General features: G+C 64.3%; 22 protein-coding genes and 1 pseudogene. 8 read left to right on the forward strand and 15 right to left on the reverse strand.

The genetic code is table 11. The features are described 5' to 3' along the window. From KDH83_RS32440 to KDH83_RS03140, 5 genes and pseudogenes are all read right to left on the reverse strand, one after another. Positions 1-459 (reverse strand): annotated as a pseudogene (locus tag KDH83_RS32440) (3-oxoacyl-ACP synthase); the annotation flags it as partial. A gap of 28 nt (positions 460-487) precedes the next feature. Continuing rightward, positions 488-1,396 (reverse strand): fatty acid desaturase, encoded by a 909-nt coding sequence (locus tag KDH83_RS03125; protein WP_212312712.1) that lies wholly within the window; start codon positions 1,394-1,396, stop codon positions 488-490. Beyond that, on the reverse strand, positions 1,380-2,156 hold the full coding sequence (locus tag KDH83_RS03130; protein WP_212312713.1) for a sterol desaturase family protein: 777 nt from the start codon (positions 2,154-2,156) through the stop codon (positions 1,380-1,382). The genes KDH83_RS03125 and KDH83_RS03130 overlap by 17 nt, the downstream gene beginning before the upstream one ends. A gap of 144 nt (positions 2,157-2,300) precedes the next feature. Then, the gene (dapA, locus tag KDH83_RS03135) at positions 2,301-3,194 is read right to left on the reverse strand and encodes a 4-hydroxy-tetrahydrodipicolinate synthase (protein ID WP_212312714.1); all 894 of its coding nucleotides are present in this window, start codon (positions 3,192-3,194) and stop codon (positions 2,301-2,303) included. A gap of 336 nt (positions 3,195-3,530) precedes the next feature. Beyond that, positions 3,531-4,016 (reverse strand): GAF domain-containing protein, encoded by a 486-nt coding sequence (locus tag KDH83_RS03140; RefSeq protein WP_212312715.1) that lies wholly within the window; start codon positions 4,014-4,016, stop codon positions 3,531-3,533. A gap of 158 nt (positions 4,017-4,174) precedes the next feature. Between KDH83_RS03140 and KDH83_RS03145 the strand changes: the two genes are divergently transcribed. The 5 genes from KDH83_RS03145 to KDH83_RS03165 all read left to right on the forward strand — a co-directional run bounded on the left by KDH83_RS03145 (position 4,175) and on the right by KDH83_RS03165 (position 9,064). After that, on the forward strand, positions 4,175-5,374 hold the full coding sequence (locus KDH83_RS03145; protein ID WP_212312716.1) for a PLP-dependent aminotransferase family protein: 1,200 nt from the start codon (positions 4,175-4,177) through the stop codon (positions 5,372-5,374). A gap of 97 nt (positions 5,375-5,471) precedes the next feature. Further along, complete coding sequence (ubiA, locus tag KDH83_RS03150; protein WP_212312717.1) at positions 5,472-6,398, forward strand: 4-hydroxybenzoate octaprenyltransferase; 927 nt, start codon at positions 5,472-5,474, stop codon at positions 6,396-6,398. Positions 6,399-6,507: 109 nt separating this feature from the next. Further along, complete coding sequence (locus KDH83_RS03155; protein ID WP_212312718.1) at positions 6,508-6,906, forward strand: DUF1090 domain-containing protein; 399 nt, start codon at positions 6,508-6,510, stop codon at positions 6,904-6,906. 432 nt (positions 6,907-7,338) lie between these two features. Then, a complete protein-coding gene (locus KDH83_RS03160; protein ID WP_212312720.1) occupies positions 7,339-7,722 on the forward strand; it encodes a DUF4148 domain-containing protein in 384 nt (127 codons plus the stop codon). Positions 7,723-7,945: 223 nt separating this feature from the next. Further along, positions 7,946-9,064: a saccharopine dehydrogenase C-terminal domain-containing protein gene (locus KDH83_RS03165; RefSeq protein WP_212312722.1), complete on the forward strand. Its 1,119-nt coding sequence runs from the start codon at positions 7,946-7,948 to the stop codon at positions 9,062-9,064. A gap of 87 nt (positions 9,065-9,151) precedes the next feature. Here the strand turns inward: KDH83_RS03165 and glcC are convergent, their stop codons facing one another. After that, a complete protein-coding gene (gene glcC / locus KDH83_RS03170) occupies positions 9,152-9,916 on the reverse strand; it encodes a transcriptional regulator GlcC (protein WP_212312724.1) in 765 nt (254 codons plus the stop codon). Between the two features lie 247 nt (positions 9,917-10,163). Between glcC and KDH83_RS03175 the strand changes: the two genes are divergently transcribed. The 3 genes from KDH83_RS03175 (at position 10,164) to KDH83_RS03185 (ending at position 14,272) form a co-directional block, all read left to right on the forward strand. Next, positions 10,164-12,338, forward strand: coding sequence for a malate synthase G (locus KDH83_RS03175; RefSeq protein ID WP_212312726.1), 2,175 nt, complete (start codon positions 10,164-10,166; stop codon positions 12,336-12,338). A gap of 213 nt (positions 12,339-12,551) precedes the next feature. Beyond that, positions 12,552-13,169: a TetR/AcrR family transcriptional regulator gene (locus KDH83_RS03180; protein WP_212312728.1), complete on the forward strand. Its 618-nt coding sequence runs from the start codon at positions 12,552-12,554 to the stop codon at positions 13,167-13,169. Positions 13,170-13,417: 248 nt separating this feature from the next. After that, positions 13,418-14,272 carry a cysteine hydrolase gene (locus tag KDH83_RS03185; protein ID WP_212312730.1) on the forward strand — a complete coding sequence of 285 codons (855 nt, stop codon included), beginning with the start codon at positions 13,418-13,420 and terminating at the stop codon, positions 14,270-14,272. Positions 14,273-14,534: 262 nt separating this feature from the next. Here the strand turns inward: KDH83_RS03185 and KDH83_RS03190 are convergent, their stop codons facing one another. The 9 genes from KDH83_RS03190 to wzy form a co-directional block, all read right to left on the reverse strand. After that, positions 14,535-15,137, reverse strand: coding sequence for a TetR/AcrR family transcriptional regulator (locus tag KDH83_RS03190; RefSeq protein WP_212312732.1), 603 nt, complete (start codon positions 15,135-15,137; stop codon positions 14,535-14,537). Between the two features lie 138 nt (positions 15,138-15,275). Further along, positions 15,276-15,581 (reverse strand): DUF4148 domain-containing protein, encoded by a 306-nt coding sequence (locus KDH83_RS03195; RefSeq protein WP_212312735.1) that lies wholly within the window; start codon positions 15,579-15,581, stop codon positions 15,276-15,278. A gap of 79 nt (positions 15,582-15,660) precedes the next feature. Further along, entirely contained in the window at positions 15,661-15,966 is a 306-nt protein-coding gene (locus KDH83_RS03200; RefSeq protein ID WP_212312737.1) for a DUF4148 domain-containing protein, read from the reverse strand. Between the two features lie 228 nt (positions 15,967-16,194). Continuing rightward, positions 16,195-17,391, reverse strand: coding sequence for a glycosyltransferase (locus KDH83_RS03205; protein ID WP_212312739.1), 1,197 nt, complete (start codon positions 17,389-17,391; stop codon positions 16,195-16,197). A 43-nt stretch (positions 17,392-17,434) separates the two neighbouring features. After that, the gene (locus tag KDH83_RS03210; RefSeq protein WP_349291595.1) at positions 17,435-18,445 is read right to left on the reverse strand and encodes a hypothetical protein; all 1,011 of its coding nucleotides are present in this window, start codon (positions 18,443-18,445) and stop codon (positions 17,435-17,437) included. Between the two features lie 418 nt (positions 18,446-18,863). Further along, the gene (locus tag KDH83_RS03215) at positions 18,864-19,991 is read right to left on the reverse strand and encodes a glycosyltransferase family 1 protein (protein ID WP_212312741.1); all 1,128 of its coding nucleotides are present in this window, start codon (positions 19,989-19,991) and stop codon (positions 18,864-18,866) included. After that, positions 19,975-21,858 (reverse strand): asparagine synthase (glutamine-hydrolyzing), encoded by a 1,884-nt coding sequence (asnB, locus tag KDH83_RS03220; protein WP_212312743.1) that lies wholly within the window; start codon positions 21,856-21,858, stop codon positions 19,975-19,977. Before asnB ends, KDH83_RS03215 begins: the two co-directional genes overlap by 17 nt. A 22-nt stretch (positions 21,859-21,880) precedes the next feature. Next, positions 21,881-23,290, reverse strand: a complete 1,410-nt coding sequence (locus KDH83_RS03225; RefSeq protein WP_212312745.1) for a hypothetical protein — start codon at positions 23,288-23,290, stop codon at positions 21,881-21,883. Beyond that, complete coding sequence (gene wzy / locus KDH83_RS03230) at positions 23,218-24,654, reverse strand: O-antigen polysaccharide polymerase Wzy (protein WP_212312747.1); 1,437 nt, start codon at positions 24,652-24,654, stop codon at positions 23,218-23,220. The genes KDH83_RS03225 and wzy overlap by 73 nt, the downstream gene beginning before the upstream one ends. Positions 24,655-24,688 lie beyond the last annotated feature (34 nt).

The following is a 24,688-nucleotide window of genomic DNA, read 5'->3' on the forward strand; positions in this document are numbered from 1 at the left end:
GGCCAGGGCGCTGGCGTGACCGCCCATTTCCACGCCCTGCGCGGCCGCCTGGATGGCCGACACGCCGGCGGCGCAGATGCCGTGCACCGACAGGGTTTCCATCGGATGCGCGGCCATCTCGCCCTGGATCATGTTGGCGAAGCCCGGCATCAGCGCGTCGCCGCCTGACGAGCCGCTGGCCAGCATCGACACGTCGGCCAGCTCGGATTCGTTGCGCCGCAGGCAGTCGCGGATGGCGTTGGCGGCGAGCTGCGCATTGCTGAACACGGTCTCGCCTTCCGGCCCGATGGCGTAATGGCGCTGCTTGATGCCGTTCTCGGCCAGGATGCGCTGCTTGATGCGCCCCGAGATGCGGTTCAGCGGCGCGATGTAGCGGTCCATGTCGTCATTGGACACGGGCTCGCCCGGCATGAAATAGCCGGCGCTTTCCAGGTAGACACGATGAAACGCGATGGGCATGACGACCTCTGGTGATGTGCGTGGCGGCCTAGCGGATGTGCTCGGCCGCCATGCGGGAACGGGTACGGAAGCGCGGGCTGAACGCGCCCAGCACGAAAACGCGGAACATGTAGGGGACCAGGCCGCCTTCGTTCAGCGCGGCGGGCACCTGGTCGCGGTAACGGCCGTAGTGCAGCTCGGTCAGCTCGGCCCAGTGCGCGCGCGAATGCTCGTGATGCGCGGTGTGCAGGCCGATGTTGAACAGCAGCGGATTGAGCAGGCCCTCGAAATTGCGCGCGTAGCTCAGCGCCGCGCCGCGTCCGGGACCGCCATCGGCGTGGGCGTGCTGCAGGTAATTGGTGGCCAGCAGCCAGTGCAGGCCGTGCAGCTGCGGCACGATCACGAACACCAGCGCCTTGGCCGGGTTCAGCGCCAGCAGCCCCGCCCACAGGCCCAGCCAGGCGCCGTACTGCGCCATGCAGTAGCGCCAGGCGCCGGGCCAGTGCCGGCGCAGCCGGCCCAGCCAGGTGAAGAACAGCGGATACAGCACCCAGACCGCCTGCGCCGGATGGATCAGGTAGCCCCACAGATGGTTGGTGTCGCCGCCGAAACGATAGGTGCGCGCCTTGTCGTCCGGACCGTGCTTGTAGCGATGGTGGTTGGCCACGTGCGCCGGATAGAACACGAAGGTGGGGTGTCCCTGCAGCAACGTGATCCAGAAGTCGGTGGCGCGGTTGGCCCAGCGCCCGCGCCACATGCGCAGGTGCGTGTGGTTGTGGTGGATCACGCCGATGCCCAGCGTGAGGAACAGCATCAGCGCATACAGCGGCCACCAGAAGCCGTGGATCCATTGCCAGGCCGCCAGCGCCGGCAGCGCGGCCAGATAGGCCAGGCTCTGCCAGTCGCGCCGGTTGCGCAGCGTGGGCAACGCAAAGCGCCGGCTACGCGCGTCCGCCAAGCGACTCTCGCTTCTGGTGAGCCTGCAGCTGGGCGGCGGCCGCGTCGGCCTTCAGCCGGGTGCGGAACAGCCGGTCCATGAAGGTGAACTGGAAACCGTAATTGCCGTTGTAGCAGGCATGATGCAGGTGGTGCCGGCGGCTGGCGGCGAACCAGTGCGCATAGGACACCTTGGGGAAGAAATCGTAGTTGGCGTGGCCGATGCAGTTGAAGAACAGGCTGAACAGCGGCACCGAGGCCAGCGACCAGAAGCTGAAGTCGTGCAGCATCATGGGCAGCATGATCACGTTGCCCAGCATCAGCGCCTCGATCGGATGGAAGCTGTAGGTCGAGAACGGCGTGGTCACCACCGAGCGGTGATGCGGCAGGTGAAAGCGCCGCAACGGCCGGGTGTGCAGCAGGCGGTGGTTGACCCAGAAGTGCACGTCGTTCCAGGCCAGCAGGAACAGGATCTCCAGCGTGATCTTCTGCCAGCTGGCGTCCGGATCCAGATGCGCCCAGCCCAGCTGCAGCAGCCCCCAGGGAAAGACCATGCCGGTGCCGAACAACAGCACCGACACGCCGGACTGCGCCAGCTCGCGGCGCAGCTGGCCCGGCGCCAGCGGACGCGGATCCAGCGGGCGCCCGATGCCGAGCGCGGGCAGGATGTGATGCGTCAGCAGCCAGGTGGCCGCGCCGAACAGCAGGTAGATACCGCCGAAAAACAGCAGCCCCGCCAGCATGACCTGCCAGACGGACAAGGCTTGAAAAGCTTGGGCCATGGAGTTTTTATTTCACCCGGAGAATGGCCGCATCATAAGCAATCCGTCAGCATCCGGGGGAGGCATGTATTACCAAATGAATCCGAAGCGGACAAAGCCTGCCGGACGCCCCATCCGCGCGGCCTGCAGGCGCCCGCGCCGCGCTCAACGCGGCGGAAACGCACGGTCCAGCTCGGCCACCGCCGCCTGCAGGCGGTCCGCCAGCGCGGCGCTGGCCGCCGGCATGGGCGCGCGCAGCTCGTCGGTCAGCAGGCCCTGCCGCGCCAACTGCGCCTTGACGGGTCCGGGATTGGGCTCGGCGAAGGCCAGCTGGATCATCGGCGCCAGCGCCAGGAACAGGGCGCGGGCCTGGTCCAGCCGCTGCTCCCGCACGGCGCGGTACAGCGCCACGAACAGGTCGGGCCGGATGTGCGCGGCGGCCGCGATGATGCCGGAGCCGCCCAGGCACAAGGTCGACAGCGTCTGCAAATCCTCGCCTGCCATCACTTGCAGCCGGCCGTCGGCGATCAGCGCCACGGTCTTTTCCAGCGAGCCGCCGCAGTCCTTGATGGCCGCGATGTTCGGGTGCGCCGCCAGCTCCAGCAGCGAGGCCGTGTCCAGCGTAGCGCCGGTGCGGTAGGGAATGTCGTACAGCGCCAGCGGGAAGCGCGAGGCGTCGGCCAGGCAGCGGAAATAGGCGGACGCACCGGCCTGTCCGGGCCGCACGTAGTACGGCGCGGGCGCCAGGATGCCCGCCAGCGGCCGCGTGCCGAAGGCCGACAGGCGGCGCAGCACATGGCCCTGGTGGTTGCCGGCCAGGCCCATCATCACGGGCAGGCCGTCGGCGACGTTCAGCACCGCGTCCAGCACGGCCAGCTGCTCGGCGTCGTCCAGCGCCGCGGCCTCGCCGGTGCTGCCGCACACGACCAGGCCGTCAACGCCGGCCGCGGCGTAGTAACGCACCAGCCGGCGCAGCGCGCCGCCATCGACGGCGCCGCCCGAGAACGGCGTGACCAGGGGAATCCAGATGCCCTGGAACGGGGATGTTTGAGTCGGCATGAGAGAACACTCCTTCGGTATGGACCGTGGTTGGACCGTACAGAAGTGCTCGGGAATGCGCTGGGAGGTCGCGGGCGGCGCCATGCGCCGCCAGGAAGGCCGCTGTTCCGTCGCCCATCTGACGGAACAGCATGCTCCGGTCAGATGAGCGGCTGTTTTTTGGATTTCAGGCCGGCAGCAGCCAGCGCCACGCACAGGGCGCGGAACGGGGCAGCGGATTGAATGGCCTGGATCATCATGAATCGGAAAGCGCCGCGCGGCATGCGCGGATGCGGAAATCTACCGGGCGGCAGGCAGGCTGTCAACGGCGCCGGCCGCCCGCTGCGCAACGGACGCTCAGCGCAGGCTGGCCAGGAAGATCGCGCACAGCGCTTCCATGCCAGCCTGGTCGTCGGCGTCGAAACGGTCGGGCACCGGGCTGTCCACGTCCCACACGCCGATCAACTCGCCGTCACGAACCAGCGGCACCACGATCTCGGAACGCGAGGCCGCGTCGCAGGCGATGTGGCCGGGAAACGCGTGCACGTCCGCCACGCGCTGCGTGCGTCGCTGGCTGGCGGCCGCGCCGCACACGCCGCGATTCAGCGGAATGCGCACGCAGGCCGGCTTGCCCTGGAACGGGCCCAGCACCAGCTCGGTGCCGTCGTAGAGATAGAAGCCCGCCCAGTTCAGCTGCGGCAAGGCCTGGTAGACCAGCGCGCTCAGGTTGGCGGCGTTGGCGATGCGGTCGTGTTCGCCTTCCAGCAGCGCGCGGGCCTGCGCGGCCAGCTCGGCGTACAGGGCAGGCTTGGAATCGGCGGAAATCGGGGCGGCTTCAAACATATGAGTAAATGTAACTGTACAGGCGCTTATCGATGCAAGTGATTTTAGGGCCCGCCAGCATAAAAGGGGCCGGCCCGCGCGCCTGTGTGACAATAGATTTTCGCCGGCGCCCGTGCCGGCATCCCTTTCCCAACCCTTCTTGGTCAAGAAGCCCATCCATGGACAAGCCTTTCGAACCTGCGTTTTCCTTCTCGGAACGCGCCCAGCAGCTCACCAGTTCCGCCATCCGCGAGATCCTCAAGGTCACCGAGCGGCCCGAAGTCATTTCGTTCGCCGGCGGCCTGCCTGCGCCCGGCGGCTTCCCGGTAGAAGTGGTACGCGCTGCGTTCGACAAGGTCCTGTCCACCAACGGCCGCGCCGCGCTGCAGTACGGCCCGACCGAAGGCTACGCGCCGCTGCGCAAGTGGGTCGCCGAAGACCTGACCCGCGCCGGCGCCGACGTGTCGCCCGACCAGGTCCTGATCGTGTCCGGCTCGCAGCAGGCGCTGGACCTGCTGGGCAAGGTGCTGATCGACAAGGACAGCAAGATCCTGGTTGAAGACCCCAGCTACCTGGGCGCGCTGCAATCGTTCAGCCTGTACCAGCCCAAGTACGTGCCGGTGCCCACCGATGACGGCGGCCTGATCCCCGAGGCCATCACCCCCGAGCTGGCCAGCGGCGCGCGCTTCCTCTATGCGCTGCCCAACTTCCAGAACCCCACCGGCCGCACGCTCAGCCTGGAACGCCGCATCGCACTGGTCAAGCGCGCCGCCGAGCTGAACCTGACCATCATCGAAGACGATCCCTACGGCGAACTGCGCTATGCCGGCGAGCCGCAGCCGGGCCTCTTGACGCTGGCCGCCGAATACGGCGCCAACGTCGTCCGCCTGGGCACGTTCTCGAAGGTGCTGGCCCCCGGCCTGCGCCTGGGCTTCATCGCCGCCGCGCGCCCCATCATCAACAAGCTGGTGCAAGCCAAGCAGGCGACCGACCTGCACACGCCCACGCTGACGCAGATGGCCGTGTACGAGATCGTCAAGGACGGCTTCCTGGAAGAGCACCTGCCCAACGTGCGCGAGATCTACCGCGCGCAGGGCAGCTGCATGCTGGACGCCATCCAGAAGGAATTCCCGGCCAGCGTCAGCTGGACCAAGCCGGAAGGCGGCATGTTCATCTGGGTCACGCTGCCCGAGCACATGGACAGCGCCAAGCTGCTGGAGAAGGCCATCGCCCAGAACGTGGCCTTCGTGCCGGGCGCGCCGTTCTACAGCGGCGGCGGCCGCGCCAACACCCTGCGCCTGAGCTTCGCCACGGTGCCGGAAGACAAGATCCGCACGGGCATCGCCATCCTCGGCAAGCTTCTGAAAGAGGCTGTGTAAGGTAAGCCCACCTGCGGTATCGAAGTCACGGCCGGGCAGATGCCCGGCCGTTGTTGTTTTATGCTGTCGGTTTTCCCCCTTCCTCAAACCCGTGACAGTGAGCGCCTCGCCCCAATCCCCCGTCGACCTCAGCGACATCGTCTTCACCGACTGGGTCGAACGCTGGCTGCCCAAGTCCTGGCGTCCCTATGCCCGCCTTTGCCGGCTGGACCGGCCCATCGGCACCTGGCTGACGCTGCTGCCCTGTATCGCCGCGCTGGTCCAGGCCGCGGGCGGGCTGCCTGACCTGCAACGGCTGATCGTGTTCTCGCTGGGCGCGCTGCTGATGCGCGGCATCGGCTGCACGGTCAACGACATGTGCGACCGCGACTTCGACAAGCACGTCGAGCGCACGCGCTTTCGCCCCCTGACCAGCGGGCAGCTGAGCATGCGCCAGGCGGTGGCGTTCCTGATCGGCCAGCTGCTGGTCTGCGGCTCGCTGCTGTTCTTCCTGAACGACATGAGCCGCTGGCTGGCGGTGGCCGTGCTGCCCTTCGTCTTCGTCTATCCGCTGTGCAAGCGCGTGACCTACTGGCCGCAGGTGGTGCTGGGCATCTGCTTCAACTGGGGCATGCTGATGGCCTGGTCCGACACGCAGAACCACCTGCCGCTGGCCGCCGTGGCCATGTGGCTGGGCGCGGTGCTGTGGCAGGTCGGCTACGACAGCATCTACGCCTATGTGGATGTGCGCGACGACCGCAGCCTGGGCCTGCATTCCACCGCCATGCGTTTCGGCGACCAGGGCAAACTGTGGATCGGCGGCTTCTACCTGGCCACCGTCGTGCTGTGGGCCTGGGGAGGCTACGCCATCGGCATGTCCTGGGCCTACTACGTCGGCATCGCCGCCGTGGCCCTGCACCTGGCCTGGCAGCTCAAGGTCTTCGACATCCAGCACCCCGCCCGCAACTTCCGCCTGTTCCGCGCCAACCTGTGGCTGGGCGCGCTGTTGATCGCGGCCGCGCTGGCGGGCACCTTGATCCGCTGAGCAATCAGCCATCGTCTGAAATCGCGGCCGGCTTTGCGCCGGGCACATTGCCCGGCGCCTCGCGCCGCGCGATGATGAAAGCTCCTTCGATCATCCAGGAGTTTTCCGCATGCGTGCCCTGTTCCCTACGCTCATGACGGCCGCCGCCCTTGCCCTGCTGGCCACGGGTCCCGCCCAGGCAGCCGACTGCTCGGCCGCGCGCGGCTGCGCCGCCAAGTTCTGCCAGATCGAAAACGACATCGCGCAGGCCCAGGCGCACGGCAACAGCCGCCAGGAAGCCGGCCTGCGCCGCGCGCTGGCCGAAGCCAAGGCGCACTGCACCGATAGCCGCCTGCAGAACCAGCGCGAAGCCGACGTGCGCGAGAAACAGAACAAGGTCGCCGAACGCGAAGGCGAACTCAAGCAGGCTCGCGCCAAGGGCAAGCAGGAAAAGATCGACAAGGCCCAGCGCAAGCTGGACGAGGCGCGCGCCGAGTACGACGCCGCGCTGGCCGACCTGAACCGCTAAACCCGACTACACGCAGCGCTTGGCGCCGGCCGGTATTGCCGGTCGGCGCCGCATGGCTGCCGCGGCGCCCACGCCGGCATCGACGACAAGAGGCAAGGCGGCGCTGAACGCGCCAGCCGTCGCGCCGGCTGGAGTCCGCCGCCGGCCATCCAGCAGCCTGACCCCACCCATCCCGCTGCTCCAACGCGACCGCGGCCCTCCCGGCGTCGCCCATTCGCTACATGTCATTCACTGGAAATATCGCCATCTATGGATCCATTTGGTGGAATCTATCTCCATTAGTACTGATTTTGGAAAGATGTTTTCAGGGAATCAGGGTTTATCCGGGGAGACATTGAGCACAGAATGCATCTCATCGGGACACAGCAAGCGAACCCCCCGCAATCAGGCCCGAGGTTCGGATCCCAAGCTCAAGACAAATGGAGGTCTGCTATGAAAACCCTTGCTACCGCTTTGATGCTGTCCATGTCCGTCATCGCCGCCGGCGCCCAAGCCGCTGAAACCGGCCCGTCGCGCGCCCAGGTCCAGGCCGAGCTGCAACAGGCCAAGGTGTCGGGCCAATACACCTTCGGCGAAGAAGGCTACCCCGCCCCCATCGCCCAGACGTCGAGCCTGAGCTCGCAGCAAGTGCAAGCCCAGCTGGCTGAAGCCAAGACCGCCGGCGTCGTCACCTTCGGCAACCTGGACTACCCGCCCGTCGCCCAGTCGCAAGCCAGCACGCTGAGCCGCGCCGAAGTCCAGAACGAACTGGCCCAAGCCAAGACGGCCGGCCTGGTGACCTACGGCAACCTGGACTACCCGCCCCTGGGCAGCTGATCCAGCCGCCGCGCGCCGGACCTACCCTCACGGGTCCGGCCCAGGCGCAGCAAAGCCCTTCCGCCACAAGGCGGAAGGGCTTTGTTTTTGTCGATTTGATGTCTTGTTTCGTCGAAACAACGTTACATATAGCCGTTACGGCGTTTTGTGCTCTACAAATCGACAGTACCCAGGCATAGCATGAGGCCATCCCAACCCGCTCCCTATCCGCAGGAGACGCCTCATGTCCACCGCCACCAAACCCGTCCTGTTGCTGGGCGCCGGAAAAATCGGTTTCGCCATCGCCCTGATGCTGGAACGCAGCGGCGACTATTCGGTCCTGGTGGCCGACCAGGATCCGGCCCGGCTCGCCGCCGTGGCCGAACTGGGCTGCGAAACCCGGCTGATCCCGGATGACGACGCGCTGGCGCGCGCCATCGAAGGCCGCCATGCGGTGCTCAACGCCTTGCCCTTTCACCGCGCGATCGCGGTCGCGGGCCTGTGCGCCAAGGCCGGCGTGCACTATTTCGACCTGACTGAGGACGTGGCCAGCACCCACGCCATCCAGGCGCTGGCGGCCGACGCGCGCAGCGTGCTCATGCCGCAATGCGGCCTGGCGCCCGGCTTCATCGGCATCGTCGGCAACGCGCTGGCGCGCCGCTTCGACACGCTGCTGGACCTGCGCATGCGCGTGGGCGCGCTGCCGCGCTATCCGTCCAACAGCCTGCGCTACAACCTGACGTGGAGCACGGAAGGGCTGATCAACGAATACTGCAACCCCTGCGAAGCCATCGTCGACGGCCAGCTCAGCAGCGTGCCCGCGCTGGAAGGCTATGAGACCTTCGCGCTGGACGGCGTCGAATACGAAGCCTTCAACACCTCCGGCGGACTGGGCACCCTGCCCGCCACCCTGCTGGGCCGCGCGCGCAACGTGGACTACAAGTCGGTGCGCTACCCGGGCCACTGCAACCTGATGAAGCTGCTGCTCAACGACCTGCGGCTGCGCGACCGGCGCGACCTGCTCAAGGACATCTTCGAGACCGCCATCCCCACCACCGAGCAGGACGTGATCGTGATCCTGGCCTCGGCCTCCGGCCACCGCCACGGCCGGCTGGAAGAAGAGTCGTATCCGATCCGCGTGTTCGGCGCCGACGTGGACGGCCACCGGCTCAGCGCCATCCAGCTGTCGACCGCCGCCGGCATCTGCGCGGCGCTGGACCTGGTGACGCAGGGCGCGCTGCCGCAACGCGGTTTTGTCGGGCAGGAGACGATCGCGCTGGAGAACCTGCTGCAGAACCGCTTTGGCCGCGTCTATGCCGGCAAGCCTCTGGCCCTGGATAGCGCGGTATTGAACGACCGCTGACATCCAGCGTCACGGCATTCGCCAGGCGACTGCGATCCGGCGCCTGGCGAATGCCGCAAGCCGGAGCGCGACCCTTCGCGCGCCGGCCTAGGCCCAGCCCTCCAGCCGCCGCGTCGCGCGCACCAGGCGCTGCTCTTCCTGCTCGATGTCCGCCAGGCTCTGGCGCACGCTGTCCACATGCTCGGCGGCAGCGCGGCGGGCCTGCTCGGGCTGGCGCGCGATCACGGCGTTGTACAGGCGCGCGTGCTGACGGTCGATTAGTTTTTTTTCCGGCTCGCGGTGATAAAGATTGTTCACGCAGGCGAAGACCGAGCCCAGCAGCAGGTCGGTCAGCGATTGCAGCGTGTGCACCAGCACCGGATTGTGCGAGGCCTCGCAGATCGCACGGTGGAAGGCGTGGTCCAGATGCGCGTGCGTGGCGGCGTCGGTCTCGATGCCCTGGGCGGCCATCATCTCGTCATAGCGCCGGCGGATCATGATGAAGTCCGCCTCGGTGCCGCGCAGCGCGGCCAGCCGGGCGGACTCGGCCTCCAGCAGCGAGCGCACCTCGAGCAGGTCGTACAGCGTGCGCGGCTGCGAGTTGAACAGGTGCATGAGCGGCCCGGCGTCCACCTTGGAGATCTGGGCCACGAACGAGCCCTTGCCCTGCGAGGTATGGATGATCTCGCGCGCGCGCAGCAGCTTCAGGCCTTCGCGCAACGCCGTGCGCGATACGCCCAGCTTTTCGGTCAGACGCCGTTCCGACGGCAGGGCCTGGCCGGCCTTGAGCACGCCGTCCAGGATCAGGCGCTCGATGCGCTCGGCCACTTCGTCCGCCACCTGGCGGGGTTTTTCTTCGGTTTCCGCGTACATGCCCACTCCGGACCAGTGGTATGACCAAGCGGCCGTCCGGCACGATCGCCTTGCATCATCCCTCTGTAAGTCGCTGATATGAAACCATAAAAAATTGATTCTTGCCAAAACTGGCGTAAACAAACTGGTATGACCAGCGGGTTTTCGTATGGACATCGGCACGCGCGCGGACGATCATGTGCGATGACCGATCCGTCCGGCGCCCCTCGCGGCGCCGTCCAGCCATACCCCTCAGTCAGAGATCAGCATGACGCAACGCATCGAGCATCACGGCCTGCAAGTGGCGGCCAATCTCAACCAGTTCATCGAACAGGAAGCCCTGCCCGGCACCGGCCTGGACGCCGCCAGCTTCTGGCAAGGCTTCTCGGCGCTGGTGCATGACCTGGCGCCGAAGAACCGCGCCCTGCTGGCCGAACGCGACCGCCTGCAGGCCGAGCTGGACGCCTGGCACCGCGCGCATCCCGGCCCCATCGCCGACCCGGCCGCCTACCGCAAGTTCCTGGAAGGCCTCGGCTACCTGCTGCCGCAGCCCGCCCAGGTGCGCGCCACCACCGAAAACGTCGATACCGAGATCTCGCAGCAGGCCGGTCCGCAGCTGGTGGTGCCGGTATCCAATCCGCGCTACGCGCTCAATGCCGCCAACGCCCGCTGGGGCAGCCTGTACGACGCGCTGTACGGCACCGACGCCATTCCCGCCACGCCCGGCGACGACGGCAAGGGCTACAACCCCGAGCGAGGCCGCGCCGTGATCGCGCGCGCCCGCGCCTTCCTTGATTCGGCCGCGCCGCTGGCGCAAGGCTCGCACGCCGACGCCACCAGCTACGCCATCGACAAGGGCCAGCTGCGCGTGACGCTGGCCGGCGGCGCCACGACGCTGAAGTCGCCGTCGCAGCTCATCGGCTACCAGGGCCAGGCCGACGCGCCGTCGGCCATCCTGCTCAAGAACAACGGCCTGCATTTCGAGATCCAGGTCGACCGCGGCCACGCCATCGGCGCCACCGACGCCGCCGGCGTCAAGGACGTGCTGCTCGAGGCCGCGCTCACCACCATCATGGACTGCGAGGATTCGGTCGCGGCGGTGGACGCCGAGGACAAGGTCCACATCTACCGCAACTGGCTCGGCCTGATGAAGGGCGACCTGACCGAGCAGGTCAGCAAGGGCGGCAAGACCTTCACCCGCAAGCTCAACGCCGACCGCCAGTACACGCGGCCGGACGGCTCGGCGCTGACGCTGCACGGCCGCTCGCTGATGTTCGTGCGCAACGTCGGCCACCTGATGACCAACCCCGCCGTGCTGGACCGCGAAGGCCGCGAGATTCCCGAAGGCATCCTGGATGCCGTGGTCACCAGCCTGGCCGCGCTGCAGGATCGCAAGAACAAGCTCAACTCCCGCACGGGCTCGGTCTACATCGTCAAGCCCAAGATGCACGGCCCCGTCGAAGCCGCCTTCGCCAGCGAGATCTTCGACCGCGTCGAAGACCTGCTGGGCCTGCCGCGCCACACGCTCAAGATGGGCATCATGGACGAGGAACGCCGCACCAGCATCAACCTCAAGGCCTGCATCGCGGCCGCCGCGCCGCGCGTGGCCTTCATCAACACCGGCTTCCTGGACCGCACCGGCGACGAGATGCACTCCAGCATGGAAGCCGGCCCGATGCTGCGCAAGGGCGACATGAAGTCCACCGCCTGGATCGCGGCCTATGAACGCAACAACGTGCTGGTGGGCCTGGACACGGGCCTGCGCGGCCGCGCCCAGATCGGCAAGGGCATGTGGGCCATGCCCGACCTGATGGCCGCCATGCTCGAGCAGAAGATCGCGCACCCGAAGGCCGGCGCCAACACCGCCTGGGTGCCCTCGCCCACGGCCGCCACGCTGCATGCGCTGCACTACCACCAGGTCGACGTGCAAGCCGTCCAGCAGGAACTCGAGCGCATCCGCCTGACCGACGTGCGCGACGAACTGCTCGGCGGGCTGCTGACCGTGCCGGTCGGCGACCGCGGCAAGTGGTCGGCCGCCGACATCCAGCAGGAACTGGACAACAACGTGCAAGGCATCCTGGGCTATGTGGTGCGCTGGATCGACCAGGGCGTGGGCTGCTCCAAGGTGCCCGACATCCACAACGTCGGCCTGATGGAAGACCGCGCCACGCTGCGCATCTCCAGCCAGCACATCGCCAACTGGCTGCGCCACGGCGTGACGCAGCGCGAGCAGGTCATGGAGACCTTCCAGCGCATGGCCAAGGTGGTGGACGGCCAGAACGCCGGCGATCCGCTGTATCGTCCGATGGCCGGCCATTTCGATACCTCGCTGGCCTTCAAGGCGGCCTGCGCGCTGGTTTTCGAGGGGCTGACCCAGCCCAACGGCTACACCGAGCCGCTGCTGCACAAGTACCGCCAGGAGTTCAAGGCCGCGCAGGCCTGAGCGACGCGGTATCGCCAGAAAGCCGGACGGCGCAAGCTGTCCGGTTTTTTTTGGCCACCAGTCTCGACGCCGATCGCCGACGCGTCTCCGATGTCCTGCCTGCCCGCCGGGCGCTTCGCATTGCCGACGCGCTACGTCGCGCCTGCCGCCGATTTTCAACCGCCCCCAATTTAAAGTCATGTTCTTTTAGCACGGTCGTGCTAAATTCTGCCCATGTCTGCCAAAACGGAAAAAAGCGAGCTCACCTACGCGGCCATCGTGGACGCCGCGCTGGATCTGGCCGCCGCCCAGGGGCTGGAGAGCCTGTCGCTGGGACAGGTCGCCAAGCACCTGGGCATCAGCAAGAGCGGCGTGTTCTCGCGCGTGGGTTCGCGCGAAGCGCTGCTGCAAGCCGTGCTGGACGAGTACGACCGCCGCTTCGTCGCCGCCGTGTTCACCCCGGCGCTGGAACAGCCTCGCGGCCTGCCGCGCATGAACGCGATGGTGACGCACTGGATAGACCGCGCCTGCAATGTCGAGACGCTGACCGGCTGCATCTACGTGGCCGGCGCCTTCGAATACGACGACCGCGAATCGCCGTTGCGGCCGCTGCTGGAAAACAATGTCCGACGCTGGCGCGCGGCGCTGGTGCGTACCGCCGGCCAGGCGCTGGAAGCCGGCCATCTGCGCCCCGACACCGACCCGGAGCAACTGGTGTTCGAGATCTACAGCCTGATGGTGGGCCTGATGCACGACGCGCGCTTCCTGCGCGATCCGCAGGCCCACGAGCGGGTGCGCAGGGCGTATGAACGATTGATCTCCACCTACCGCAGCTTCAGCTACATCGAGTAAGCCCCAACCCGCGCCGGCCCGTGCCGGCGTTTCTTGCGACCAATTTCGCACGATCGTGCGAATTTAAGAAGGATAGAGCCATGTGGATTCTTGTCGTCATCGTCGTCCTCGCGGTGCTGGCGCAGGCCTGGCGTGCGCTGCGCGCGCTCTCGCGCCAGTTGCCGGACCGGTCGGAACACCTGGTGCTGTTCTAACGCATGGCGCGCATCCCGTTCTATATTGCAGGAACTTCCCCTCCGAACCGCGTCATGTCCCGCTCCGTACAGCTGCTGATCGTCGATCCGCAAAATGATTTTTGCGACCTTCCCGATGCCTACCTGCCCGTCGATCCGCTCAGCGGGCAGCCCGTGAAACCGGCGCTGCCCGTGGCCGGCGCGCACGCCGACATGCAGCGGCTGGCCCGCTTCATCGATGCCGCCGCGCCCGCGCTCACGGCCATCACGGTGACGCTGGATTCGCATCATCGCCTGGACATCGCGCACCCGACCTTCTGGCGCACCGGCGACGGCCGGCCGGTGGCGCCCTTCACATCCATCACCGCCGCCCAGGTCCGCGCGGGTGATTTCCTGCCCCGCCACGACGACGACCTGCCGCGCACGCTGGCCTATCTGCAGGAGCTGGAAGCGCGCAAGCGCTACACGCTGATGGTGTGGCCGATCCATTGCGAGATCGGCAGCTGGGGCCACAACGTCCATGCCGACGTGCGCGCGGCCTACAGCCGCTGGGAAGACGCGGGCCAGCACATCGTGCGCAAGGTGCCCAAGGGCACCAATCCCTGGACCGAGCACTACAGCGCGCTGATGGCCGAGGTGCCGGACCCGGACGATCCCCGCACCCAGCTCAATCGCGGCCTGCTCGATGCGCTGGACCGCGCCGAACTGCTGCTGATCGCGGGCGAGGCGGGCAGCCATTGCGTCAAGGCCACGGTCGAAGACCTGGCCCAGCACCTGCCGGGCGGCAAACTGTCGCGCATCGTGCTGCTGACGGATTGCATGAGTCCGGTGACGGGCTTCAACGCGGGGCAGACCGCCTTCCTGCAGCGCATGCGCGAACTGGGCATGCAGACCCGCGGCAGCACGGACGTGCTGCAGTCCCTGCGCTAGTGTGCTGTCCCGTAGGTACGTCCGCCTGACGAAATTCATCCATAGACGTCAGGGCTAGGCGCAAACCGCAGTGATACCCGTAGGTATCACGAGGATTTGCAACGACGCCATGGCGGCTAGGGGTGGATTTCGTGCGGGCGTATCTGCGGGACAGCACACTAGGCTACCCATCGCCCGGATTGGCGACGCCAATGAACACGGCCGCGAGCATACGCGTCGCGGCCGGGATCGGGGAAGAACAGAACGGTAGCGGCGCCGCGCCTCAGTCCTTGCACGGCACGTAGAGCGCGCCGATGGCCTCGCAGAACGCGGGCGGCTGCTGGAACAGGCGCGACACCAGCATGCAGCCCTGCACGGTGGCGAACACCGCGCGGCCCGCCGACTCGGCGGTGCCGTTGAATTTCAGGGTGCCCTGCGCCTTGCCCTCGGCCAGCAGGCGCGCCAGCCAGGCCTCATGCGCGCGGAAAAATCCTTGCAGCGCGCCGCGCACCCGCTCCGGCAGCGTCATGACTTCGGCGGCCAGCATGCCGCCCAGGCACAACTCGCCGGAATCACAGGCACGCGACTCCATCAGCGACAGGTAGGCCTCGAGCTGCGCGCGCGCGGGCAGGGACTGGTCGATGGCGCGCACGGCCGCCAGCGCGCGGGCGCTATACGCCTCGACTGCTTCGTACAGCAGGTCGTCCTTGCCGGGAAAGTAGTAATGGATGCTGGACGTCTTCACGCCCACATGCTCGGCCAGGTCGCGATAGCTGAAACCGTTGCAGCCGCGCGTGCGGATCAGCTTTTCGGCGTGGGCCAGCAATTGGTCGCGGGTATTGGCCGAGGAAGCGGCCGGAGACTTGGCGGAGGTCGGGGTATCCATGGCTGAATATTACCTACTAATAGATCGGTTCGTCATCGTCGTAAACGCTACGCGTTCGATCTGCAAAACTGCGCGCCCGCGAGCCCCGGCCGGGATAGCCATCCCGCCCCCCGAGGCTCGCGCTTGCTTGCATGGTGCTCAGCCTTGCACGGGCGGGTAATCCAGTTCACCGCTTTCGGTCAGGCCTTGCGCACGGGCGGCAGCCAGCTCTTGCTGCACCTGGGCGCGAGTCTTGTTACCGGCTTGGGCGTAGGCGGTGGCGGGATAACCTTCTTCACCGGACACCAGCTCGCCGTTGGCACGGGCCGCGGCCAGCTCCTGCTGGACCTGGACACGGGTCAGGCTGCTCTGCGTATCCAGGGCGGGCGGATAGTCCAGCTCGCCGGCGTAGGCCGAACCCATGAACGTGGCGGAAAGAATCAGGGCGGAAACAAGGGTCTTCATGAGGGATCTCCAGTAAACGGGTTGCGCATGATTGAGCGCATGAAACTATCTATTTATAGATAGGTATCAAGAGAAATGATCAGCCGCGGACGGGCGGGTAGTCCAGCTCGCCGCTTTCGGTCAGGCCTTGCGCACGGGCGGCAGCCAGCTCTTGCTGTACCTGGGCGCGGGTCTTGTCGCCGGTCTGGACGAACGTGGCGACGGCGTAGCCTTCTTCTCCCGACACCAGCTCGCCGTTGGCGCGGGCCGCGGCCAGTTCTTGCTGGACCTGGGCGCGCGTCACGCTGCTGTGCGTGTCCAGCGCGGGCGGATAGTCCAGTTCGCCGGCCTGGGCGGCGCCGATGAAGGAAGCGGACAGGATCAGGGCGGATACGAGGGTCTTCATGAGGGATCTCCGGTTGGAATCAGGTCTTGCTGTTATTTGGCTATCTACTTATAGATAGATACTCAGGGTAAAAAAATTTACTGCTTGCCACTGTATTTCTGGATTCGACCTTGCGGGCTTGTTGGTCCGCTGCGTCGATGGATGAATATTACCTACTAGTAGATAGATAGCGCAAGCGGCTATTGTGAAACAACATATTTCACCAATGCCGGCGCACCAGGCCGGCCCTCAGATGAGCAGGTCCTGGACCCAGAACGTGGCGGCGCCCAAGGCGAACCATCCGATGGGCCACAGGCGGCTGGGCTGCGGCAGATCGAGCGCCTCCTGGTACACCGCCTGTGTCTGCGCGACAAAGCGCGGCAATCCGAACTCGGCAAGCGCCCTGGCGCGCGCGGCCTCGCCCATGACCTCAAGCGCCTCGGGTTCGCGCAGCGCCTCGCGCAGCACCTCCGACACGGCCGCCGGCGCACACGCCGGCACGACCCAGCCGTCCACGCCGTCTTCCACATTTTCCGGCAGGCCCGCGACGTTGCTCACCACCACGGGCAAACCCATGGACATCATTTCGCGGCAGGCGAAGGAAATCGTCTCCACGCGGGACGACAACACGAAACCCAGGTCCAGCGCCGCCAGGAACGGCCGCACATCGCCAAGCAGGCCGACGAAGATCACGCGGTCCTGCATTCCCAGCGACGCGACGCACCGCAACTGGTCCTCGTCCGGCGGCTCGCCCGCGATCAGCACCACGATCCGCCTGCGCAGCGCGCCAGGCAACATGGCCACGGCTTCCAGCATGTCAGGCCAGTTCTTGTACGCAGCGGTGCCGGCATTGCTGCCGACCACCAGGCAGCCTGTCTGCGATGGCGGCAGCCAGCGTTCGCGGGCGAGCGCCTTCTGCGCCGGCGTGGCCGGCGTGAAATAGTCCACGTCGACCCCATTTTTCACCGTGCGCAAGCCACAGCCCGCGTAGGGAGAGCGCATCAGGCCGCGCCGGGTATGTTCGCTGACGCAGATCACGCGATCCGTGGCCAGGCGAGCCCGCAACGCCGCGCCCAGGCTGCGGCCGGAACGCGAATTGTGTTGCGTGTAGACGATCGCCGGACGCCCACCGCGCAGTCCCGTGCTCGCCAGCATGCAAAGCCGGTGATCGGCCGCGCCGTTCACGTGCACCAGGTCAAAGCGCTCGATCTTCAGCAACGCGCGCATGCGCCGGATCTGTGGCCAGGCAGAGAGCAATCCGCCCTTGAATTCCATCGGCACGACACGCACGCCCGGCATGCCCGAGGCTTCCAGAAACAGGCGGCTGCCGGCCGGCGCGGCAACCACGATGTCGTGCGCGGCACGCAGCGCCCGCACCAGCGACAGCACGTAGGTGGTATGGCCGCCGCCGTCGGCCTGGTGAAAATTGGTATAGAGAATGCGCATGAAGTGGCCTTGAACGAACGGGGATTGCCGCCGCGCCGCGGGATCAGGACGGAAGCGCGTGCCGCTTCAGCGTCGTCCAGTGGCGCTTGGGAAACACGCTCTCGTCCAGGGCGCTGTCGGGCGACAGGTTGTAGATCCGCAGGCCGCGCAAGCCGAGCAACCGGCTGGCGCCGCGAAAAGCGGGCTCGATGTGCGAGTCGAACTGCCTGTCCAGCGCGCTCGGCAGGCGCGCATCGGCGGACTCGTAGAAGCGCGGCGAAGTGCTCGCGCCGCGCAGGTCCAGGCCGTGCAGATAGAGCGTGCGGAATCCCAGCCAGACCAGCAGCTGCAAGGCGCTATAGGCCACCGTGCCGCCGCCGAACAGCCCGCGGGCCGGATCCAGGCTGAAGCCCAGCGGATGCACCGGCGCATGGGCATCGAACAGCACCAGGTCCAGGTCGCCGCGCAGCGTCCGCGCCAATTGTTCCGGCTGCGCGCGGGGCTGGTAGGCGCGCTGGTGCACTTCCTCGAAGACCGCGATGCGGCAACGCACGTCGCCCGGCGAAAACAGCTGCGCGATCCCGCGCAGCACCTCCGGCGTGACGAACAGCAGCAGGTCTTGCGCCAGCACGTCGGCAACCAGGTCGCGGCGGCGCGACACGAAACCGGCGTCCAGCATCGCGTAGTACGAGAAACGCAGGTGCGGATGGCAGCGCCGCAGCGCGATCGAACCGTTCACGCCCATCACCGCGGGCAGGTCCAGTTCGGAATAGCCGATATCGGCCACCGACGGGCCGCTCAGGATCAGGTGGGCGACATCGCCCGCGGGGCGCCGGATGCTGGAAAAGGCGGTCTGGACGGGCGTGACGCCCCAGCGCAAGGCGCAACGCGCCAGCCTGCCCAGGTCATCGCGCTCGATGCGCAACAGCGGCCACAGCACCTGGTTATGGCGCAGCGCGCGCGAGTGGGTCCAGCGGTATAGATTGCGCAGGATCCTGGCCACGGCGCTGCTGGCCAGCAGGCGCTGCGCGATGGACCGGGATTGCCCGGCGGCCGGCGAAGCAGAGGTCTTCACGGGCCGTCCTTGCCATAGCGGCGAGGCCGGCGCAGGACATGAGGATCAGGCATGGAACGCGTAGCAGTCTCGAATGGGGGCTGCCGGCTTGCCGGCGAATCCGAAACACTCTACGCAGGGTCCGGTGACACGAACCGAACCCGGGGATTACGTTTTGGCAAGAAAATACGGGCTACGCGAGCCGGATTTGTCCACAGTGAATACACAGCGTTTCCACAGGCTACCCACTGCCTTGCCCACAGGGATATGCACAGGCTGTCCGCGCAGCTTGCCGGGGCAATAAAAAACCCGGCAAGTCATCGACTTGCCGGGTTTGGGGGATGCGACCGGATGCCGTTCAGAACGGAATATCGTCGTCCATGTCCGCCAGGTTGGCAACCACCGTCGGCCCACTGCGGGTTCGGGCTGGATGTGGTGTTCAGCCCTTGGCACGTCCTAGCGCAAGGATTTCATCCCACGTCCTGCGAGCCGTGGTCGCCCAATCGTACATTTCGCTCCGCGCTATCGCCTTGTCCGACAAGGCTTGCGCCAGGGCATCATCCGAAAGTATATCCACGATGCTGCGGGCAATTTGCTTGGGATCGTGTGGATCAAAATATACGACCGCATCGCCTCCAAACTCGGGCATGGGCATGATGGCCGAGCACGCGATAGGCCGGCCTGCTCCAAGCGCTTCCAGAAGGATATTGGGGCAGTTCTCACAGGAAGACGCAAACAGCGTCAGCTTGGCCGCTCGATAGACGTCGGGCAGATTCTGGTAATTGACCTTTCCCACCATTTCAATGCGGTCAGTCAAATTGGCATCGATTATCCAATTTCTAACGCGATCACCGAATTCGCCCTCATTCTCGCCAACAAGCAGAAGCTTGTATTGCTTTCGAACATGGTCCGGCAAGAGCTGATAAGCCTTCACCACTTCCATGTGGCACTTGTACGACTCAAATCGCGAGACGTAGAGTATGTACTCTTCGTCGCAGATGCGTGTTACCTCAGCGCCAGCCTTCTTATGACTGAGAAAATGCTGAGATATGCCATGAGGAATGGTCACCGCGCGCTTGACGGAAATGTAATTCTCAATGACTGAACGCGCATAATCGGAAATGAAAATAACCAGATCTGCCTTCTTCATGCTTTTCAGCATCAATGGCTTGAGAATCCTGGAACGGATTCTCTGCAATCCAAAAGGTGTCTCCCGCTTGACGCGGTCGTCAAACGGAACCATGTTGCGAAACATGGTTACAGTTCTGCATCCATCATGCACTGGAGTATTCAGCAAACCGCCTGGACAAAAGAGAATATCCGCATTCATTTCCTTCAAAATGCGTGGCAACTTTATCTTTTCCCAGAATGCCCGGCGAAGTGGATTATCTAGATTCACGTCTGGCGACAGCCGAGTCAGATTCCTTCCAGTAGGAAGTTCCAAATCAGCGGGTGCATAGACATAGATCTCAACATCCTCATTTTTCGGCAATCGGGCGAGCAGATTCTTGATATACGTCTGACCGCCGCCCATGCGAGAAGACAGAGAGTTAATGACTATTTTCATCGAAGCGACCGCTGTTGTTGAATTGAAGCAGCACTAGGATAGTCCACAGGCAACTGTGCGCATTGCGGGCGCCGCTTTGATGCAGCTCCCAAAGCGTGCGCACTCTCTTTGCATCCAGGCCGAGCGCTTCCATGGCGGCAGTCTGCTCAAGCAATTGTTCCGCCCAGTTCTTAAGTGGACCGCGCAACCAGTCCGCCATGGGGACGCCAAAGCCCATCTTGGGCCGGTCCAGCAATTCCTTGGGCATATGGCGATACGCCAGCTGTCGCAAAAGGTACTTGTTGACACCCCCACGCACTTTCCATTTCAAAGGCAGGCGCGCGGCCCATTCCATGATGACATGGTCAAGCAAGGGATCCCGAGCCTCCAGGGAAAAAGCCATGCTGCCTACATCCACCTTCTGTAAATAATCGTCCGGCAAGGTATAGGCGACATCCAACCGCATGGCTGCTTCAGCCGCCGAAAGGCCCTCAGGCATTCGGCGCCGGCGCAGCTCGAACATTTCCGCCATCGACATGGTGCTATCGCGCAAGCGGGGAGACATCACATCGGTGAAATCCTTCATGGCGCTACGCATGAAAGCAAAGACACCCACATTCGATTTCGCCTTGAGCGCATTACCAAGCAGCGCCAATTTGTGCCCCATGGACTTCGTCAGTATGGATCCGGCGATATGCCGCAACAACTTGGGAAATCTCTGGGTGATTGCCAGCCTCTCGGCATGGGCGTAATAGTGGTATCCACCAAATGCCTCGTCCCCCCCGTCGCCAGACAAGCTGACTGTCACGTGGTCGCGCGCAAGCCGGGAGACTGCCATGACAGGGAAGGCGGAGTAGTCGAAGAACGGCTCGTCAAACTGCTCCAGATACGTCGGCATCAGCGCAAGCAGATCTTCCGGTGTCATCCTTTGGCAAATGTGCTCGGTGCCTAGATGATCGGCAATCGCTTGGGCATGCTCGCTTTCATCAAACTCCTTGCTTTCGAAGCCGATCGTAAAGGTCTTCAGCGCTCCGGATGCATGCTTCTTCATGTATGCAACGACAAGCGAACTGTCGATACCTCCCGACAGAAAGGCTCCCACAGGCACATTGCTCACCAACCTCAGCCGGATGGATTCGTCTATCAACCCATCAAGCTGGTCCAGCAATTCTGCCTCCGTCGCCTGTTCCAGCGCCGGGTCCGTGCCGATGCTATCCAAGGACCAGTAACACTTGGTGGACACCCCTGCTTCAGTGACCTCCATATAGTGCCCAGGTTCCAATTTCCTGATCGCGGCAAAGCAAGAATACGGAGCCGGCACATAGCCAGCCTCGAGATACAGGCGCAAGGCTTGCGGGTCCGGCTTGCGCGGCAATTCTGGCAGCAGTTGAAATAGTGCGCGAGGCCGAGAAGCGAACGCAAAGCCGCCCGCATCGCTAGTGTAGTAAAGCGGCTTGACGCCGAGCCTGTCGCGAGCAGCGAAGAGCCGCTTGGTTTCGCGGTCCCATATTGCGAAAGCAAACATGCCCCGCAGCCTGGAGAGACATTCGTTGCCCCATTTCTGATAGGCTGCCAAGATGGTCTCGGTGTCAGATTCCGAATGCCAGTTGTAGCTATCGCCAATGGCTTCTCTTATCTCGGAGTAGTTGTAGATCTCACCGTTGAAGACGATGTAATACCGCCCCGACTCCGAAGCCATCGGCTGAGAAGCATTGGTCGACAGGTCAATGATCGCCAGGCGCAAATGTCCGAGACGGCATTGATCATCCTCCCATACAGCGCGACCGTCGGGGCCTCTCGACTCGATAGCCGCCAGCGCCTGCTGCATGTTCACCGCAGAGCCGGGATCGATTCCCGCCCAATTCACTTGGCCAACCAGCCCGCACATACTTTTTCCAATTGGGTTGAATTCATGGAGTAACCGCGCGCGAGTCCGCGCGCCGGTCCGGCCCAAACACGAGCACAATCTGTATTATTCCCTGCACGATGCCCGCCCCCAGGATGGCCCATGCCAGGCCGGCAGCCCCCAGGTCGTACAGCTTTACAAACACGAAGGCGCCAAGGACATAGAGCGAGCTGTACACAAGCACCACGACCAGATTGCGCCAAGACCGTCCGCCGGCCCAGGCCACCTGATTCATCACCGCGGCCAACACCGCAAACACGCCGCAAGCTGCTAGCAGGACCAGCACATTGCCCCCGCCAGCGAAGTCAGGCCCATACAGGCCGACCACATAATCCTGGCCAATATACGCGAACAGAAGCAGGCACAAGGCGATGGCGACGTTCACGCCGATGATGAGCAGAGCCTTCTTCCTGAACGCATCAGTTCCGCTGTGCGCTGCGAGCCAGGGAATGGTGAAGTTGTTGAGCGCGGCCGGCAGGAATGTGACCAGCGAATACCACTGGAAGAACGCGGAAAACACCGCCACGCCATGCAGACCAGCCGGCGACGAAGACAGGATACTCAGGCAATACCAATGCACTGGCCCCCCCATCGCCATAGTAGCTACGGTAGGGACGGCAAACTTGCTGAACATCTCCGATTTGACGAAGCCCGCAGCCAGCGTTGGCGACAGCACGCCGAAGCCGAATCGCCTGAACACCAGGCCCGCATAAAAAGCGGTCCCGATCAACGTGCCGCCAAGAAAGCCGACACACATGCCATAGGCCCCCCCGATCGAGGCCCCCCATAGCCCGCCGCCCAACACCGTCAAGGCGGTCAGCAGCGCGGCCAATGCCGCGGCCTTGCTCATTCCCACGCTATGCAAGACGGCATTCATCACCGTATTGGGAATCAGGCCCAGGACAATGAAGCTGGAAATATGGATGAGCGCTTGAAGATCGATTGCACGGCTCATTACCCGGTTCAGCACTGGCGCACTTACTGCTACTGCTGCCGCCAGCAGCACTGCCACGGCCACAGCAGCGCTGATGATGTTGCCCACGGTCTTGCGCAACGCTTCCGGCTCCTGCTCCGCCAGCAGCGGCATGTACCTATTAGCCGTAGCGGCCAAGCCATCGCCGACAAAAAGAGTCAGATTTATGCAAGTGGCGTAGATAATGGCGAAACGCCCAAACTCGTCAGATCCGAGCATCCGGCTCGCCAGTATGGTCAACGCCATTACCGAGAGCCGCTGCACTACAGACGAAGCAAAAATAATGATTGCTCTTGAACGCATCAACGATCTAGGGATATGAGGAAGGAGCCAGGCATGCAGTACCGTCTTCGGCATAATCGCCCGCGTTAGCGGCCGCGCCGCCTTGAGGGTACGCTGCGTATCGGTGTCATGCTCTTGCGCCACCAGAGGAGGGCGCAAGCAAGTCCGTGCAGGATGACGAACAGGATGACCGCCGAAACCATCGACTTGTAAAATGCGAAAGTCTGATACCACGTTCCCCGGATCCAGACGCAAAGTACGGATGCGAGCATGAATACGCTGAACAGTCCAGAATATGCTTTTACCTTTCCGTGAAAGAGCGAGATCATCAGCGAAATGACCAAAGGAACAAAGAACAGGCCCGCAAAACCAAAATTAAGATATGCTTCTGACAGCTCGAAGAAACCGCCGCCGGCAGATAATCCGAATTTCTCGAAGATCGCCGCATAATCCTCCGGACGATCCGGATACATGAATTGCGGAGGCGTTCGCAAGATATAGTCAACATAGCTGCCGCCGTACAGAAACTCCAGCGAGCGCTCCTGCAACAGGAATATCGTATTTGCAAACGTAGTAGTAATGGGTCCCAGTGTGCCGGAATAGACCACGTTATTCATGGCCGCGGCGTTGCCCAAGCCCATGCTGAACATCGCGGCCGCGTCGATCTCACCGGCGAGATACATGCTGAGGCCGCTGCGCATCAGCCCCCACAATTCCATCAGTGCCCAGACCGGCACAAGATAAAGCGCATATCGTGCCTTTACCGATACGTCCTTCAAGACGACGGTCATGTAAATAATGATGCACGAAAAGACTGCACATATTGCATCCTGGCGCAGCCCGCGCAACAACTGGCACCATACCAACAGGAATAGTCCAACGGCGGCGATGATCAGATAATAGTTTCTCTGGCGCAGGTGCAGCGAACAATAGAACATCACCGAAAACGCCACCCCACCGATGGCACTCGTGCTGCCGAGGATGGGCACGCCCTCGGTTCCCGTCCCATAGGCCGCATCGAATATGGTTCCGCTTGAGGTGCTGACGATCATCAACCCGGCGATCACGGCCGCCGCCGCGCCCAGGTAGAACATCGTCCTCAGGTATTCAATGGAAGGTGACACGCTCGGCCGCTGCGCTTGGCTCCGCATGCAAGCGCGTTCACCCAAGCGCCATCCGGCAATAGCGCCCGCCACGCCGACAAGTACAGCGCCATACATTATGGTCGCTATTTCCAGGGACTGCGTCCTGAATTCATATACTGAAAAGTACATGTTCGGATCGTACAGTTTCACCCCAAGCGGGTAGGCGCCCACCGCGAAGATCAACGTCGCCCTGGAAACCAATAGAATATTGTCCAGCGTAGACAGCAACAACAATCCCACAGGCAACATGGACCAGATGTAGACCATCGCCAGCGTCGTACTGTCCATGGGAAAGAAAAATACTGCTGTGCCGATGGCGCCGACGACAACGAGGAGAAGAACCTCGATGTCTATCCTATGGCCCGTCAATTTTTCCATTGTTATTGTAGGCATATGCCGCTCCCACTCTCAG

Origin of the sequence: Achromobacter sp. Marseille-Q0513 (genome assembly GCF_018195695.1) — a bacterium.
GTDB lineage: Bacteria > Pseudomonadota > Gammaproteobacteria > Burkholderiales > Burkholderiaceae_B > Achromobacter.